Source organism: Haloglycomyces albus DSM 45210, from assembly GCF_000527155.1.
Lineage (GTDB): Bacteria > Actinomycetota > Actinomycetes > Mycobacteriales > Micromonosporaceae > Haloglycomyces > Haloglycomyces albus.
Genome location: NZ_AZUQ01000001.1, coordinates 1,749,917 through 1,764,567, shown reverse-complemented (window position 1 = coordinate 1,764,567; position 14,651 = coordinate 1,749,917). Strand labels below are relative to the sequence as shown.

The 14,651-nt window shown below is 61.0% G+C and carries 8 protein-coding genes; 5 read left to right on the top strand and 3 right to left on the bottom strand.

Annotated elements, in window-relative coordinates:
* Positions 1–371 precede the first annotated feature (371 nt).
* Entirely contained in the window at positions 372–1,304 is a 933-nt protein-coding gene (locus tag HALAL_RS0108260) for an NUDIX hydrolase (RefSeq protein WP_025273549.1), read from the bottom strand.
* Between the two features lie 135 nt (positions 1,305–1,439).
* Entirely contained in the window at positions 1,440–2,984 is a 1,545-nt protein-coding gene (gene guaA / locus HALAL_RS0108255; RefSeq protein ID WP_025273548.1) for a glutamine-hydrolyzing GMP synthase, read from the bottom strand.
* A 178-nt stretch (positions 2,985–3,162) separates the two neighbouring features.
* On the opposite strand from guaA, the gene HALAL_RS0108250 reads away from it, so the two are divergent.
* The 3 genes from HALAL_RS0108250 to HALAL_RS0108240 all read left to right on the top strand — a co-directional run bounded on the left by HALAL_RS0108250 (position 3,163) and on the right by HALAL_RS0108240 (position 10,648).
* A complete protein-coding gene (locus HALAL_RS0108250) occupies positions 3,163–5,232 on the top strand; it encodes an FUSC family protein (RefSeq protein ID WP_025273547.1) in 2,070 nt (689 codons plus the stop codon).
* 860 nt (positions 5,233–6,092) lie between these two features.
* The gene (locus HALAL_RS0108245) at positions 6,093–7,727 is read left to right on the top strand and encodes a S8 family peptidase (protein WP_084472083.1); all 1,635 of its coding nucleotides are present in this window, start codon (positions 6,093–6,095) and stop codon (positions 7,725–7,727) included.
* 233 nt (positions 7,728–7,960) lie between these two features.
* On the top strand, positions 7,961–10,648 hold the full coding sequence (locus HALAL_RS0108240) for a helix-turn-helix transcriptional regulator (protein ID WP_025273545.1): 2,688 nt from the start codon (positions 7,961–7,963) through the stop codon (positions 10,646–10,648).
* Here HALAL_RS0108240 and HALAL_RS0108235 read toward each other — a convergent pair.
* Positions 10,605–11,894, bottom strand: a complete 1,290-nt coding sequence (locus tag HALAL_RS0108235; RefSeq protein WP_281171607.1) for an MFS transporter — start codon at positions 11,892–11,894, stop codon at positions 10,605–10,607. The genes HALAL_RS0108240 and HALAL_RS0108235 overlap by 44 nt on opposite strands.
* 390 nt (positions 11,895–12,284) lie before the next feature.
* Here HALAL_RS0108235 and HALAL_RS0108230 point away from each other — a divergent pair, with 390 nt between their 5' ends.
* The gene (locus HALAL_RS0108230) at positions 12,285–13,307 is read left to right on the top strand and encodes a hypothetical protein (protein ID WP_025273543.1); all 1,023 of its coding nucleotides are present in this window, start codon (positions 12,285–12,287) and stop codon (positions 13,305–13,307) included.
* Between the two features lie 122 nt (positions 13,308–13,429).
* Positions 13,430–14,623 carry a methyltransferase, FxLD system gene (fxlM, locus tag HALAL_RS17555; protein ID WP_025273542.1) on the top strand — a complete coding sequence of 398 codons (1,194 nt, stop codon included), beginning with the start codon at positions 13,430–13,432 and terminating at the stop codon, positions 14,621–14,623.
* Positions 14,624–14,651: the final 28 nt, after the last annotated feature.

Below are 14,651 nucleotides of genomic sequence, written 5' to 3'. Positions count from 1 at the left end.
CGGCTCGCCGTGGGATGCGCTATCCGGTGTGCCACGGTTCGTACCCGACGTGGTTTCGCGGGGTTGCGTCGAGTGACAGCCGGACGATTACGCCTCCATGGGGCTTTTGGGAGCACGGCTCCTCCTTAATGATCTATGAACTCCACGACGATACCAATACGTGAAGAAGGCTTTTAGAGCCTCCGTACGATTGAGGCGTCCGTGGCACGGGGCCTTCAGGAAAGCGACGTTATGCCTGTTGTCGTGGCTGTTTTGCCAGGCGTCGCCGGCGATGAAGTCCCCGTGAACACCGGTCTGTTCGGTATTGCCGCGATACCTCTAGAACATCTCGACTTTAGTCGACCGTTGCCCCTGGTTTTACCGTTCGGTCGTCAGGCCGTCAGGTGTTGTTTGAGCGGTGAGGAGTGGTCCAGTATTCCCAGAGCGTCCTCGACTGCCGGGGAAATCGGTAGTTCCCGGAGTTCGTCGGCTTGGAACCAGCGGCTCTGGCAGGTCGAGCCTCCGGCGGCCTCGACCACCTGGGCACGTGACGGATCTGACACGGACGCCCCGTATATCGCTCGTACTCCGTGCCAGTCAAGCGGATATCCTTCCGGGCCGATGGCACGGCGGTGGCGGAACGAAGTCACTCCCAGGAGCCGATCGACCTGGGCGTTCTGGCCGGTTTCCTCCCATATTTCGCGCACGACCGCTTGTGCGGGCGCCTCGGCGAAGTCGACTCCGCCTCCAGGCAGGTGCCAGGTACCTCCACCCGGATATCCCTCGGAAATCTGGGCGAGGAGAATCCGTCCGTCGGCGTCGCTGACGACACCGTAGGCACCGAACCGCTGCCCGCGTTTCCGGCGTCCTTTGCGTGCCTTACTCGGCGGGGTGGGTCGTACCTCCTGTGCCTCGGATTTGTGAATCTGCCCGGCGAGCCGGGTATCGGTTTCCCCTAGCGCTGCGGATACGAAGGGGGAATGCGTCTCGGCCAGCGCCTGCTGGGGATCGACCCATGCCACAGTCGTGCCGGGGCGGGACGGCGGTTCCGCCGCCGGAGTGTCCATGCGAAAGACGACGGCGTTGGTGTGAACGTCGTTACGTGCGATCGCCAGGGCCGCGACTGGCTCCAGCGCGTTGAGGTCGGTTCCTACCTCGTGGCTGACGAGTCGCCCGGCCGCTTCCGCCGGGCTTTCCCCATGATTGATGATTCCGCCGGGAAGATGCCATGGACCGTGGCTCCCTTTCGCGTGTCGGCGCCTGGTCAGCAACAGGCGCCCTCGATGATCGCGTACCTCCCCGTACGCAGCTATCCGGAATTGCATACCTTCAACTCTACGTCGGAGTGAGAACTGTCAGTGTCGCCTCTTAAACGCGGTGGTGACACGTCCGTGGGGTACCGGACCCATCGTCAACCGCCGACTGGGCGATGCGGGGCGTCGGCGGCTGTGAACGAGGGATCACTCCCATTCGATGGTTCCCGGTGGTTTGGAGGTCACGTCGACGACGACGCGATTGATCTCGGGCACCTCATTGGTGATCCGAGTGGAGATTTTCGACAGCAGCTCGTACGGCAGCCGCGACCAGTCGGCGGTCATGGCGTCTTCACTGGATACGGGCCTAAGTACGACCGGATGGCCGTAGGTGCGGCCGTCACCTTGCACTCCGACCGAGTGAACGTCGGCCAAGAGAACGACGGGGAACTGCCAGACCGACCGTTCCAGACCGGCCGCTTTGAGCTCGGCACGGGCGATGGCGTCGGCGGCCCGCAGCATTTCCAGTCGATCGTGAGTCACTTCCCCGATGATGCGGATTCCCAGGCCGGGGCCGGGGAACGGCTGGCGCCACACCAGTGACTCCGGCAGTCCCAGTTCCAGTCCGATCGCGCGAACCTCGTCTTTGAAGAGCGTCCGCAGCGGTTCGACCAGATCGAATTTAAGATCCTCGGGAAGTCCCCCGACATTGTGGTGGCTTTTGATGTTGGCCGTACCGGTTCCTCCCCCGGACTCCACCACGTCGGGATACAGCGTGCCCTGTACGAGGTAATGGAATTCCCCTTCACTCGCCAGGTCTCGCGCGGACTGTTCAAAGGTGCGAATGAACTCCCGCCCAATGATCTTGCGTTTCTCCTCAGGGTCGGTGACGCCTTTGAGTTCGGAGAGGAAACGCTGACTGACGTCGACGGCGCGTACGTCGATTCCGGTGAGTTGCGCGTAGTCGTTGACGACCTGTTCGGCCTCTCCCTGACGCAGGAGACCGTGATCGACGAACACACACGTCAATTGATCACCGACGGCCTTGTGCACCAGTGCGGCGGCGACCGAGGAGTCCACCCCGCCCGACAGCGCGCAGAGGACTCGCTTGTCACCCACCTGAGCACGAATGCGTTCGACCTGTTCGTCGATGATGTTGCCGAACGTCCACGAGGGTTTGATCCCGGCGATGTCGTGTAGGAAATGACGCAGTACCGCCTGGCCGTGCGGGGTGTGCGCCACCTCGGGGTGGTACTGCACGCCCGCGAGTTTGCGGTCCAGATTCTCAAAGGCGGCCACCGGAGTGCGCTCGGTGTGGCCGATAACGGTGAAACCGTCGGGAGCCTCGGTCACCGAATCGCCGTGGCTCATCCATACCGATTGCCGCTCGGGAAGACCGGTCAACAAGGTGGAATCCGAATCGACGTCGAGCTCAGTGCCGCCGTACTCGCTCAAACCGGTCTTGGTGACCGTGCCACCCAGGGATTGAGTCATAGCCTGGAACCCGTAGCAGATCCCGAAAACGGGAACATCGGCCTCGAACAGAGCCGCATCGATTTGTGGAGCGCCTTCGGCGTACACGCTCGACGGGCCACCCGACAGGATAACGGCGGACGGCTTCTTCGCGAGCATCTCGGCGACGGGCATGTTTGAGGGCACTACCTCGGAATACACTTGCGTTTCCCGCACTCTGCGGGCGATGAGCTGCGCGTATTGGGCACCGAAGTCCACCACGAGTACCAGATCTTGCATTCTTCCAGCGTAACGTGTTGTCGCCTTCACTTGAGCGATGAGGGCGCGGGAGTCACAGCCGCGACACCTGTTGTCTCACTCACCGAACTCGTGTTTCGGCTACGCCGGTCCGACCGCTCACCCCATGCCGGATCGACCGGACACCGCACGGCGCTCAATACTCCTTTAGACTGGCAGCGTGGTCAAAGCGGGGATTCAACGGTCGGGCGCGCAAATTCGCGACAACATCAAATCGTGGACTCCCAATGAAGTCACCCCCTATTTGGCCGTCAAATGCGCCGTCGGCATGGCCGTCGCAATGGGTATCACCGCCGCGTTGGGAAATCCGAGCTGGTCGATCGCTCTGATGATCGGGGCCTGGCTCGGCGGAGTCGGCCTCGTCACCCCGACCGCTCGTTCCCAGGCGTCCACCCCGCTCCTGATCGGGATCGCCGGGAGCGTCGTGGTCGTTCTGGGCGCGATCACCCATCCCCTACCTCTTCTCTTGGCGTCGGCGGCATTCGCCGTCGTCATGACCTACGTCGGCACCATCGGCCCCAATATCGGAGCCACCTCGATCACCGTCGGCATCGTCTTCTTCCTCTCCGAACAGATCACCGCCGACACCACGCCGTTCATCGCCGCACTGGCGGTCGCGGGCGGATGCGGAATCCAAGCTCTACTGACGTTCATGCCGCCGTACCAACGCTGGACCACCGACCGCGCCTACCTGGCGGGAGCATGGAAAGCCCTCGCAGACGAAGCCGCCGAACTGGCCGAGAACCCCGAAGCCCCATTGACCCGTGAAGAAGTCCTGACGGCAACCGATCAACTGGAACACCGCCGCCGCCTCCCCGAATCCATCACCGCCGCGCGCAACCAGATCTATGAGATCGTCGGTGCGATCAACCGCGTCTCAGCGGCTCGATCCCGACTCAGCAACACCGATCCCGACGCCGCCGATCTCTACTCCGACGCCCTACTGCTCGCCTCACAGGTCCTGCGCACCTATGCCGAATCCATTACCGCCCGCAAAGCCGTCTCCCCCAACTGGGATGAACTACTGCAACAACTCGGCCGCCACCCGGTAGCCACCGCCACCGGAACCATCCCGGTGGAAATCGGAGGACTACTACGCGTTCTGCACGACGCCGACGGCTACGCCGCACGGATCATCTCGGGTAACGACGACATCATCTCCACCGGCACCGTCCGGCACGCCCGCAGCCAGATGCGCGAAGGAATGGGTCGACTCCGCACCAACCTGCGCCTGTCCTCCCCCACCGCGCACCACGCGTGGCGTCACGGAATCGTGGTGGCCTCGGCACAATTGATCGCCCTGTATTTTTGGCCCGGAACCCACGGCTACTGGATTCCCCTGACCGCGTGGATCGTCCTGCAGGCCGACTACGCCGGAACCTTGACGCGAGGAACCGTGCGTGCGTTGGGAACCGCCGCCGGAGTCCTCCTCGCCAGTGTGATCTCCCTGTTCATCCCGCACCTGTACCCGGTGATTCTCGGGATGGTACTGCTCTGGGCGACCGTCGCCTACCTCGCCCGACCCGTCTCCCCCATGTTGTGGAACGCCGCCGTAGCCGCCTATACGGTATTCCAAATCGACCTGGCCGGCACCGACGTCATCACCTCCGGCCTCGAACGTGTATCGGCGACCCTGATCGGCGCGGGACTGGCACTGCTGCTGTACCTCTTGACGCCCACCTGGCAGACTCGCCGCCTCGGCGACCTCCTCGCCGACCTGATCGACTCCTACCGCGACTACGCCCGCATCGTCATGGACCGCCAGGCGCATCCGGTCGACTACGACGCCAACCTCATGCGGACGGTCATCGACAACGTCCGCGTCAATCGCCAAGCCGTACGCACCGCCGTGGACAAAGCCGCCGCCGAACCGGTCGGCGGCACCCCGGAATCCAGCGACGTCACCGGTGTCGAAGACGCCCTGAACCGAGCGGCACGCGCGTTGATCGCCATCAACGCCGACATCGGGCGTAAAGAAACCACCGACATACCGGAGATAGACGACTTCGCGAACGCCGTCGACACCACCTACATGCGCCTGTCGGCACGCGCCCGAGGCGAAGCACCACCGGGAACGGCGGTCGACTTGGAAGCCGCAGCCGAAACCCTCATGACCAAGCTTCAGAACGGTTCCGCCGCAAGCGCAGGGCGCCGCAACGTACTAGGGTGGGAAATTCAAAACCTCGTCGAAGCGTTGCAAGACACCCAACTCCTAGTAAGTGGGTGGTGAGGTGACCGCTCAGCTTGCCCCAGGCACTCCATATTTACGCTGCGGGGGATTCTCACGACCTGAAGGTCGCGAGAATCCTCCTCGCGCACATCTGCAGCACCTGGAACAACCTGAGCTCCCCTCCAGCTCTACCGCCGCTACACACGCGCTTCGCGCGTTGTTGGCGGCTCGCCAGTCGGCTCGCCCCTGGGGATAGCTTGATGGTTGAGCTCTTTTGGGAAATAGCCACCTCTACCGCCACATTGCACATTCAGTGCTAGGGGTTCACCGTTGACCAGTACTTGGGTGCAGATGGTTTGGTGGTTGAGTTGATGAGGTGCACGCAGATGTCTCGGTGCCACCAGTCGATTTGCTACTTTAGCCTCTAAGCATAAATATGCACGCTCATTTATTTTAGAGATGTTTTCATCGCTCTGGGATCGATCGATTCAGTACCGAATAATGGAGTGATCCCACGAATTCAATAGTTGCGGGCTGCGCACGTTTCCCTCATTGTGGACAACAATTTTCGCTATTTCTCTACATCTATCAATATCAATTGATAGCAACTATACCGCTTGTGCTCCAATAATATTCATTTCTAAGTTTTACTAACCATACTTTTGGTTAACCATTCATCTACCTGTTCGTATGCAAGGGTATTCCCTATTGAGTGGACACACGTATTAAACGTACGTTCGTAGGAACTGGAAATCGAAGCAATGTTCTTCGATACGAAGGTATGCCGAAACGTCGTTTCGTACGGGATGGAGACCCCGTCCAATGCGAAGCGAGATCCGGCATTCCTCGCAGAAAACCGACTCGAGAAGTTCCGCCGACGTACTCCCGACGGCACTTCACATGAACAGGATTTCTTATATATGAGTTCATACAATCCGCGCCGCAGAATGAAGCGGACACTCGCCGCGGTGGGGGCCACCACCGTTGCGTGCGCCGTTTCCATACCGCTGACCTCTACCGCCTTCGCGCAGGGTTCATCGGATGAAGCGGTCGAGGTCCTGGGCACCGACAGCCCCGGCACCGTCAGCAACAGCTACATCGCCGTCTTCGACGAAGAGGCTCCCAAGGGCAAGAAGAAGCTCTCGGAACTCGCCGAAGGCATCGTTGCCGACAAGGCCGACGACCTCGACCACCTGTACCACTCTTCGCTGCGTGGTTTCTCCTTCAGCGGGAACGAATCGCAGGCTGAAGAAGTAGCCGCTCACCCCGACGTCGACTATGTGGACACCGTCCGTGAGATGGAATCCACCGACACCACGCAGAGCAACCCTCCCAACTGGGGCACCGATCGTTTGGACCAGAACGATCTTCCCCTCGATGACGCTTACTCCTACCCGGACAACGCCGGTAGCGGTGCCACCGTCTACGTCCTCGACACCGGCATCAACCCGGACCACAACGAGTTCGGAAACCGCGCCTCCATGGGCCCGTCGTTCGCCGATGAAGACGACTCCACCGACTGCCACGGCCACGGTACCCACGTATCCGGTACCTCGGTCGGCAGCGACTACGGTGTCGCCAAGGGCGCCGACGTCGTCGGTGTACAGGTTCTGGGCTGCGACGGTTACGGCTCGACCGACGGCATCATCGCCGCCATCGACTGGGTCACCGAATACGGCGACCGTCCGGCCGTCATCAACATGAGCCTCGGTGGCCCCTCCGGAGGAGAAGACCAGGCCTACCAGGACTCCGTCAGCAACGCGGTCGCCAACGGCGTCACCGTTGTGGCCGCCGCCGGTAACGACGGCGACGACGCCTGCAACTACACGCCGGCCAAATTCGACAACGTCATCACCGTTGCCAATTCCAATCAGAACGATGCTCGTTACACCGGCTACGGCACCAGCAACTACGGCACCTGCGTCGACGTGTTCGGTCCCGGAACCGACATCCTGTCGGCCGCACACGACAGCAACACCGAAGTCACTTCGATGACCGGTACTTCGATGGCCTCTCCGCACGTGGCGGGTGTCGTCGCCGTTTACCTCGGCGAGAACCCGAACGCCACTCCGGCTCAGGCCACCAGCGCCGTACTGGACAACGCCACCGCCGACACTCTCACCGACGTCGGTACCGGTTCACCCAACCTGATGACCAACACCGAGTTCATGCTCGAGGGCGGTAACGACGGTGGTGACGGTGACGACGGCAGCGACAACCCGGATGAACCGTCCGACCCGAGCAACTGCGCCGACTACGCCACCACCGCTGAGGGCACCCTGAGCGGCAGCGGTGACACCGCGGTGCACCCCGACGGCAGCTACTACTACGCCTACTCCGGCACCCATGAGGGCTGCCTGGACGGCGCCGACGGTACCGATTTCGATCTGTACCTGCAGAAGTGGAACGGTAGCTCCTGGCAGACGGTCATCTCCAGCACCTCCGCCGACTCGCAAGAGACCGTCAGCTACGACGGAAGCAGCGGATACTACCGTTGGGTCGCCTACTCCTACAGCGGGAGCGGCTCCTACTCCTTCGGCTACACACAGCCTTAGGGGAACAGCTCAATAGAGCGGTGCGGCCCTAGCGTGGACGACTGGGGCCGCACATCATTTACTCATCCTCTTCTTTCCCCCGGGTGGTCGCGTTTTCATGGCGCCGCGACCACCCTTCTCATATTCTGAGATGCCGAAACGTCGCACCCGAAACTCAATTATGATCGAATAGTTATACTTCTGTTGTCTTCGCTCAATACCCTGAATACAACGCCAACTAGCGGGGGTCGGTCATGCGTGACAGAAGAGAGCTCACTCAAGACGTCGCTCGACAAGCTATAAAATCGACTAATATATATCTTCATGGCCCGGCGGGAATCGGCAAGACCACGATCGTCGACCGCGTACGCACAACCTTGGCCGACCACAAAATACGCCAGATTCATACCTGTCCCACACGCGAGGAACGGCGCCTCCCCAACGTCATCCTCATCGATTTCATCTCCGAACTCTCTTCTTACATCCCCACGCTTCCCCCGCAACAGGCCACGATCCTCAATCACCTGCTCACCAACACGCACACCGACGACGACCCCGATCGCATGGGCCTGCTCATGGCTACCGCCGAACTGTTGCGCCGGGCCGGTAACGACCGTCCTATTCTGATCATCATCGACGACGTGCAGTGGGTGGACGAATCCAGCGCCGAAGTTCTGTCCTATGTAGCGCGCCGTATCGATAAACTCAATGCGACCTTCCTGGTGTGCGAGCGCAGTGAATACGACAGTCGCACCACGCCGATTCACCCCACCAACCTCTCAGAATATGAGATCCCTCCGCTGTCCGATCGCGAAGCCTCCTGCCTCGTCAAGCGCACCGCTCCGCAACTCACCCCGGCTCAGCACCAGCAGATCATAGACCAGGCACACGGAAATCCGCTCCATATCGTCGAATGCGCCGACTTCCTCAGTCGCAACAGCGAACAGCCGCTTCCCCGGCGTCTGAACGAACTCATCGCCGCCCGCATCACTCCGCATCAGAGCCGGACCCAATGGGCTCTACTGCTCAGTGCACTGTCGACTCGCCCGACACTCGACCTCTTGGAGCAGTGCGACGCTCTTCCCGAGCACTGTTTGGAACCGGCGGAACTGAGCGACACGATCCGCATCAGCCCCGACGGACATATTCATTTCCGTCATCCCCTTCTGCCGGAGTTGATTCAATCCACCACGACGTCCTCTCAGGCGCGGCGGGCACACCATGTGCTGGCCAATGCCGTCGACGATCCCGTCATCGCCGCCCGGCACCTGATTCTGTCCAGTCCGACGGCAAACGAGGACGTTTCCGCTCGCGCCGTCGACGCCGCTGACGAAGCCGCGGATCGGGGCGCTCCCGCCGCGGCCGCCGAATTGGCGGAATTGGCCGCACGCCGTTCACCGTGCCCGCATAAGGCCGCCGAGCGATCACTCGCCGCGGCACGGTTCAGCCACCAGGCGGGCAATCACACGTACGCACAGGGCCTGGCCGAGGCGGTCGCGCGGTGTGAAGACGCCCGACCGCGCACGCGAGCACTATTGTTGTTGGCGGACTTGAGCGGTCAGAATATCGATACGGCGCACGGTTATGTTAACCAGGCGGCCGAATCGACGGAGGGCGATGTTGAGCTTGAGGCCGAGGTAGCCCTCGAACAGGCCGACATCGCTTACCACAAACGGGATTGGGACGCGTCCCTGGCATATGCCAAAGCCGCTCACGACGCCGGTCTCCAGTTGGGCAATGACACCATCCGCTTGCGTGCCATTACCGCTATGGCCAGTGTGACCCTGGAGAACGATCCCGATGAGGCCTTTCGGCTACAGGACGAGGCAAAGCAGCTGGCCGATGGACTGCCGTTGGACGATCGCACCGCGAACACTCGGCAATTGTGGTGTACCTTCAACCTCTTTCGGGGCCGCAGACAGGCGGCGTGGGAGACGATCACCGCCCTGGAAAACGAGGCTCGCGCATTGGGGCGCGTCTCGGAGCTTCGGGTCATTCTGATTTCGTCGGCGACGATTTATTACCGCAACGGCGACTGCGAACGCGGACTTGCCGCCGGGCGCGAATGTCTGGACCTGAGCGAAGGAACCGGCCTGCAGAGTGTCGGTGAGGTCATGGGAGCTCTGACCGAATGGGCGGGCGGGTCGTTCGAATCGGCCTTGAGTCTCGCGCAGCAGGCTTTTGAATCGTGCCAATCGGCCGGTGATCGTGAATGGTTCGAGTTGGCCAGCGGTATCGCGGGAATGGCGTCGAACGCTCTGGGAAATCATACGGAGGCGCTGCGCTATTTCGCCGACGCGGATGATGCCGAGAAACTCAGCGGGCACGGTGACCCGGCGGTCTGCCCGTGGCACAGCGATTACGTCGAAGCCTTGGCCTACAGTGCCAAGCGAGATCAGGCGCGCGATTATCTGGATCGGCTCACCGCAAGGGTTCACCAACATCAACGCCAGATCCTCTATCTGCCGTTGGCGCGTGCCGAGGCGGCCATTCGTTGCGCGGCCGGTGACATGGCCGGAGCCTACGATCTCATCGACGCCGCCGTGAAGGAACACGGTGCCTCCGCCGAGCCGCTCGAAGTCGGACGCGCCCACCTCATCGCGGGCCGTATCGCACACAGGCTGCGGCGTCGTAGTGTGGCTGAGGCGGACTTCAAACGCGCTACCAAACTGTTCGGCGACATCGGCGCGGAACCGTGGCGTGAACTCGCCCGTCAAGCACTAGGACAGACGTCGTTGACCGTGGAGGACTCTCCGTTGGCCTCGTTGGGGCCGACCGACAGCCGAATTGTGGAGCTCGTTTCCGCCGGACTGACCAATAGCGATATCGCCGCCACCTTGTTCCTGTCGGTCAAAGCCGTGGAGGGTCGCCTGACTCGCCTGTATCGGCGCTTCGGGGTCAATAATCGCGCCGAGTTGGTCGCGCAGGTGTCCAAGGTCTGAGTCGTGTATAAACTCTGAAGTCGCGGCATCGCACGATCGCCGACTTGGCAACGGGCAGGCAGGCGACGAGCGCTAGGAGTCCGGTCGCCCACAAGGCGGAGCGCTGACCCCATTCGGCGGCGACGGCTCCGCCTACGACGGCTCCGGTGGAGGCGGTCAGTGCGGTCGCGACGCGGAAGGTGGCGTTGACACGGCCCAGGATGAAGTCGGGAGTGAGGGTTTGGCGCACGGTCATCTGCGTGATGTTGTAGACGATGGTGCAGAATCCGACTCCCGCTCCTCCGATGCCGACCGTCCACACCAGTCGGTCGTTGTGAATCATCGGCAATAGAAGGATGAACGGCGCGAGCAGGGCGAGGCTGGCGACGAGGGTCCTGCCCTGACCGATGGCGCGTGTGAGGTGACGGGTGACCAGGGCTCCGGTGATGCCTCCGGCGGCGGCGACGGCGAGGACGAAGCCGATGACGGTGGGCGAGGCGTGCAGGGTGCGGGCCATGTAGACGATGTGGACGGCGGTGTACATGGCGGCACAGAGGTTGAGCCACATGTCGCTGTATAGGAGTGGGCGCAGTATGCGGTGGTGTCGGACGTAGTGGAGTCCTTCGGAGACTTCCCGGATCGCGTGGGGATCGTCGGAGTGATGGTGAGTCTCGCGTCGGACGGATACCCGGGTCAGGAACAGACTGGACACCGCGCTTCCGACGGCACTGACCAGTAAGGTGAACGGTGCTCCGATGGCGGCGACGATCCCGCCTCCGAGGGAGGGGGCGGAGAGGGTGAGGGACTGATGGACCCCCGCGGCGGTGGCATTGCCGGCTCCGAGTCGGCGGCGTCCCACCAGTACGGGTAGCAGGCTGTGGCGGGCGGTTTCGTAGAGGAGATTGAGGGTGCCGACGAGGAATACGACGATGGCGAGGCTGAGGAAACTCAGCCATCCGGTCAGCCACATGACGGGAATCGCGGCCATCGCTATCGCGCGAGCCAGTCCGGTGACGATGAGGAGCGGTTTGAGGGACAGGCGGTCGACCCACACTCCAACGGGTAGTCCAAAGAGGAGCACGGCAAGCGTGTTCAGAGCGGTCGTGATTCCAATTTGGAGTTCGGTGGAGTGAAGCACGTACACCGAGATCATTGGCACGGCGAACATCATAATGCGCTGCGCGAAGGCCCCACACCCGATTGACGCGATAAAATGGCGGAAGGCTCTGTCCCGCAGCAAACCGGGTACAGAATCAACATGAGCCATCTCTTCGACGATAGCGGAGCCACAGGATCGCCCCAGCATAGGAGGGGGAATCCTGTGACATTAGTTAGCACATGCACACGCATAACATCCCGAATCCGGCGTCTCGGGTGTGGCACAGCGATGCCGACTGCCGTTTTCGGGACGATTCCTCGATTCGACATTTGAGGGGTTCGTCATGTCACGATCCTTCCACGCGGATACTCTTTAACATAACGCGACGCTGTGGATCGAATCCAGGCAAAGATATCGATTATATAGCATCTAAACAACACATTGACATCAATAGACTACATTCAGTTCTTTACTATGTAGACTAAAACCCAAGGCGCACATGTTAATTAGGCGTGTCAGTCATTGCATTTATTTAACAAACCCCAGAAGGAGAAGGGTATGCACCCTGAATTCACCCGTCGCCTGTCCGCACTAGCGTGTGGCGCAGCAACAGCGATGGTACTTTCTGCCTGCAATAACACGGCAGCAGATGATGACACGAACCCCGAGAATGCCGACACCGACGAGAGCTCGGAATCCGAATCCTCCGGCCTTTCCGGCATGTCCGCAGAGGTAGCGGACCAATTCCCCACCGAAGATGTTGCGGTGGAATACGAACAAGAAACCACTGAAATACTTCTGCTAGATCTCGATTCCGGTGAGGAAACCTCCCTTCTCAGCTTTAGCGAAGCCCATGACGACCTGGAGAGCAGGGGAATCCAATTCAAGTCCATGACCATCGCACCCGACTTTGCCCACATGGCCTTCGCTGCCAGTGGGGATCTCGGTCATGACCTCTACGTTATTGACTTGGAGAACGGGGAAATCCAAAGGGTCATGGAAGGCCCCATCGACCGGACCTGTGGCTCTCCTGTGTGGTCACCCGACGGATCGCGCATTGCCGCTGCCAGTGACGCAGAAGAGGGTACCGTCAGCTTTATCTCAATGTCGGGAGAAGAAACGACGGAACAGAACCTACCGGCGCACTGCTCGATGAATTGGACTGACCAAGGGCTATGGGTAGCGCCTACCGGCGAACCAAGCCTGCTGCTTGCCGATCCGGACACTGGCGAGACTCTCGATACCCTCAAACTTCCGGAACTTCCGAATGACTCCGACAAGGTCGAATTGCGCGGTATTGTAGGCGATCGTGCGTGCATCGCCCCCGACGATTCGGTCGAAAACGCCGTGGTGGATCTATTCAGCGGTGAGATTGACGTTCTGGAGGCCAACACCGATTATGACTGGGCTCCAGCAGCACACTGTTTCGAGCTGACCGCCGACGGGTACGTCTCGCGCGGTATGGAATGGCAGACGGTTATTTTCTTTGATGATTCCGGAGAAGAAATAGACTCCGTCCATACTCCGAATGCCGGAAGTGCCTACATCCTCGAAGTGCACCTTTCCACGTCCGACGACTAGAACAGGCAACGGATCTGTAAAGAGCCGTGCTCGCACGTCTCACATCGGTTCTAGACTGGACGTATCACCGCCTGCGAGAGAAGGGCCGACATACCGTCTCGAAAAAGTGCAGGAGGGACGTCATGGTTTTTGAGGCCGATAGTGCGCGTGCGAGCATGGTCGCGACACTTCGCGCGCAGGGCGTTCTGCCCGACCGCCGTTTGGAGCAGGCGTTTCGAACAGTACCGCGCCATGCTTTTCTTCCCGAATACGACCTCGATACCGCTTACGCTAATGAGGCGCTCATTACGAAATGGGATCCGAAAGACGGTCCTGTCAGTTCGGTGTCCCAACCCCGAATGGTCGCCGAACAATTGATTCAAGCCGGGGTTCGGCCCGGTGACAGCGTTCTCGAAATCGGTCTGGGGCGCGGATACAACGCGGCTTTGATGGGATGCCTGGTCGGACCCAAGGGCCACGTTCACAGTATCGACGTCGATACCGAACTGGTCGATCAGGCGGCCGCCATCCTAAGTGACATCGGGGCGCAGAATGTCTCCGTCGAAGCGGCCGACGGGGCCTACGGCAATACGGAACACGCACCGTACGACGTCATCGTGGTGACCGTGGGTGCGTTCGACATCCCGACCGCCTGGTTCGATCAGCTTCGGGACGGCGGTCGTTTGGTGGTACCGCTGATGTTCGCGTCCATGACCCGATCGATTGCCTTCACCAAGGACGGTGGTCACTTGATCAGCGGTTCGATGGAGATCTGCGGTTTCCTGTCCATGCGCGGTTCGAGTGCCGACGACCGTGGTTATCTTGACCTCCACAACGGAAACACCCGGCTGTACGTACAGGACAATGTCGTAGACGGTCTGGAGCGGCTTCCCGACCTCTTCACCGGCCAACCGTATACCGCCTGGAGTGCGATCCCCTTGCGATTCGACGCCGGCGCTTCACCGTATCTGGAACTCTGGATGGCCGGGCACCTCGATCCGTACGGCGTCCTGGTGGGACAGCACGAGGACCTGCCGTTGGGGTGGTTGCTTCCCCAAGGATCAGCGGCCACGTGGACCAACGATTCCATCGCCTACGTGGTGCTACGCATGACCGACGATCATCGTGCTGAATTGGGAGCGGCCGGTTTCGGTCCGCAGAAAGAACGGCTGGTGTCTGAATTGAACCGACTGATCGCCGAATGGGACGCGTTCGGGCAGCACGACAATCCGCAGATAAGCGTCTTTCCGAAGACCGCCGATCCAAAATCCTTCCCACCCGGTCGAGTCATCTCTAAACCGGACAGCTACCTGGTCATCGAATCCTCGTTACCGTGACCGTGTCGGGCCTACTCGAGAGTCCTCA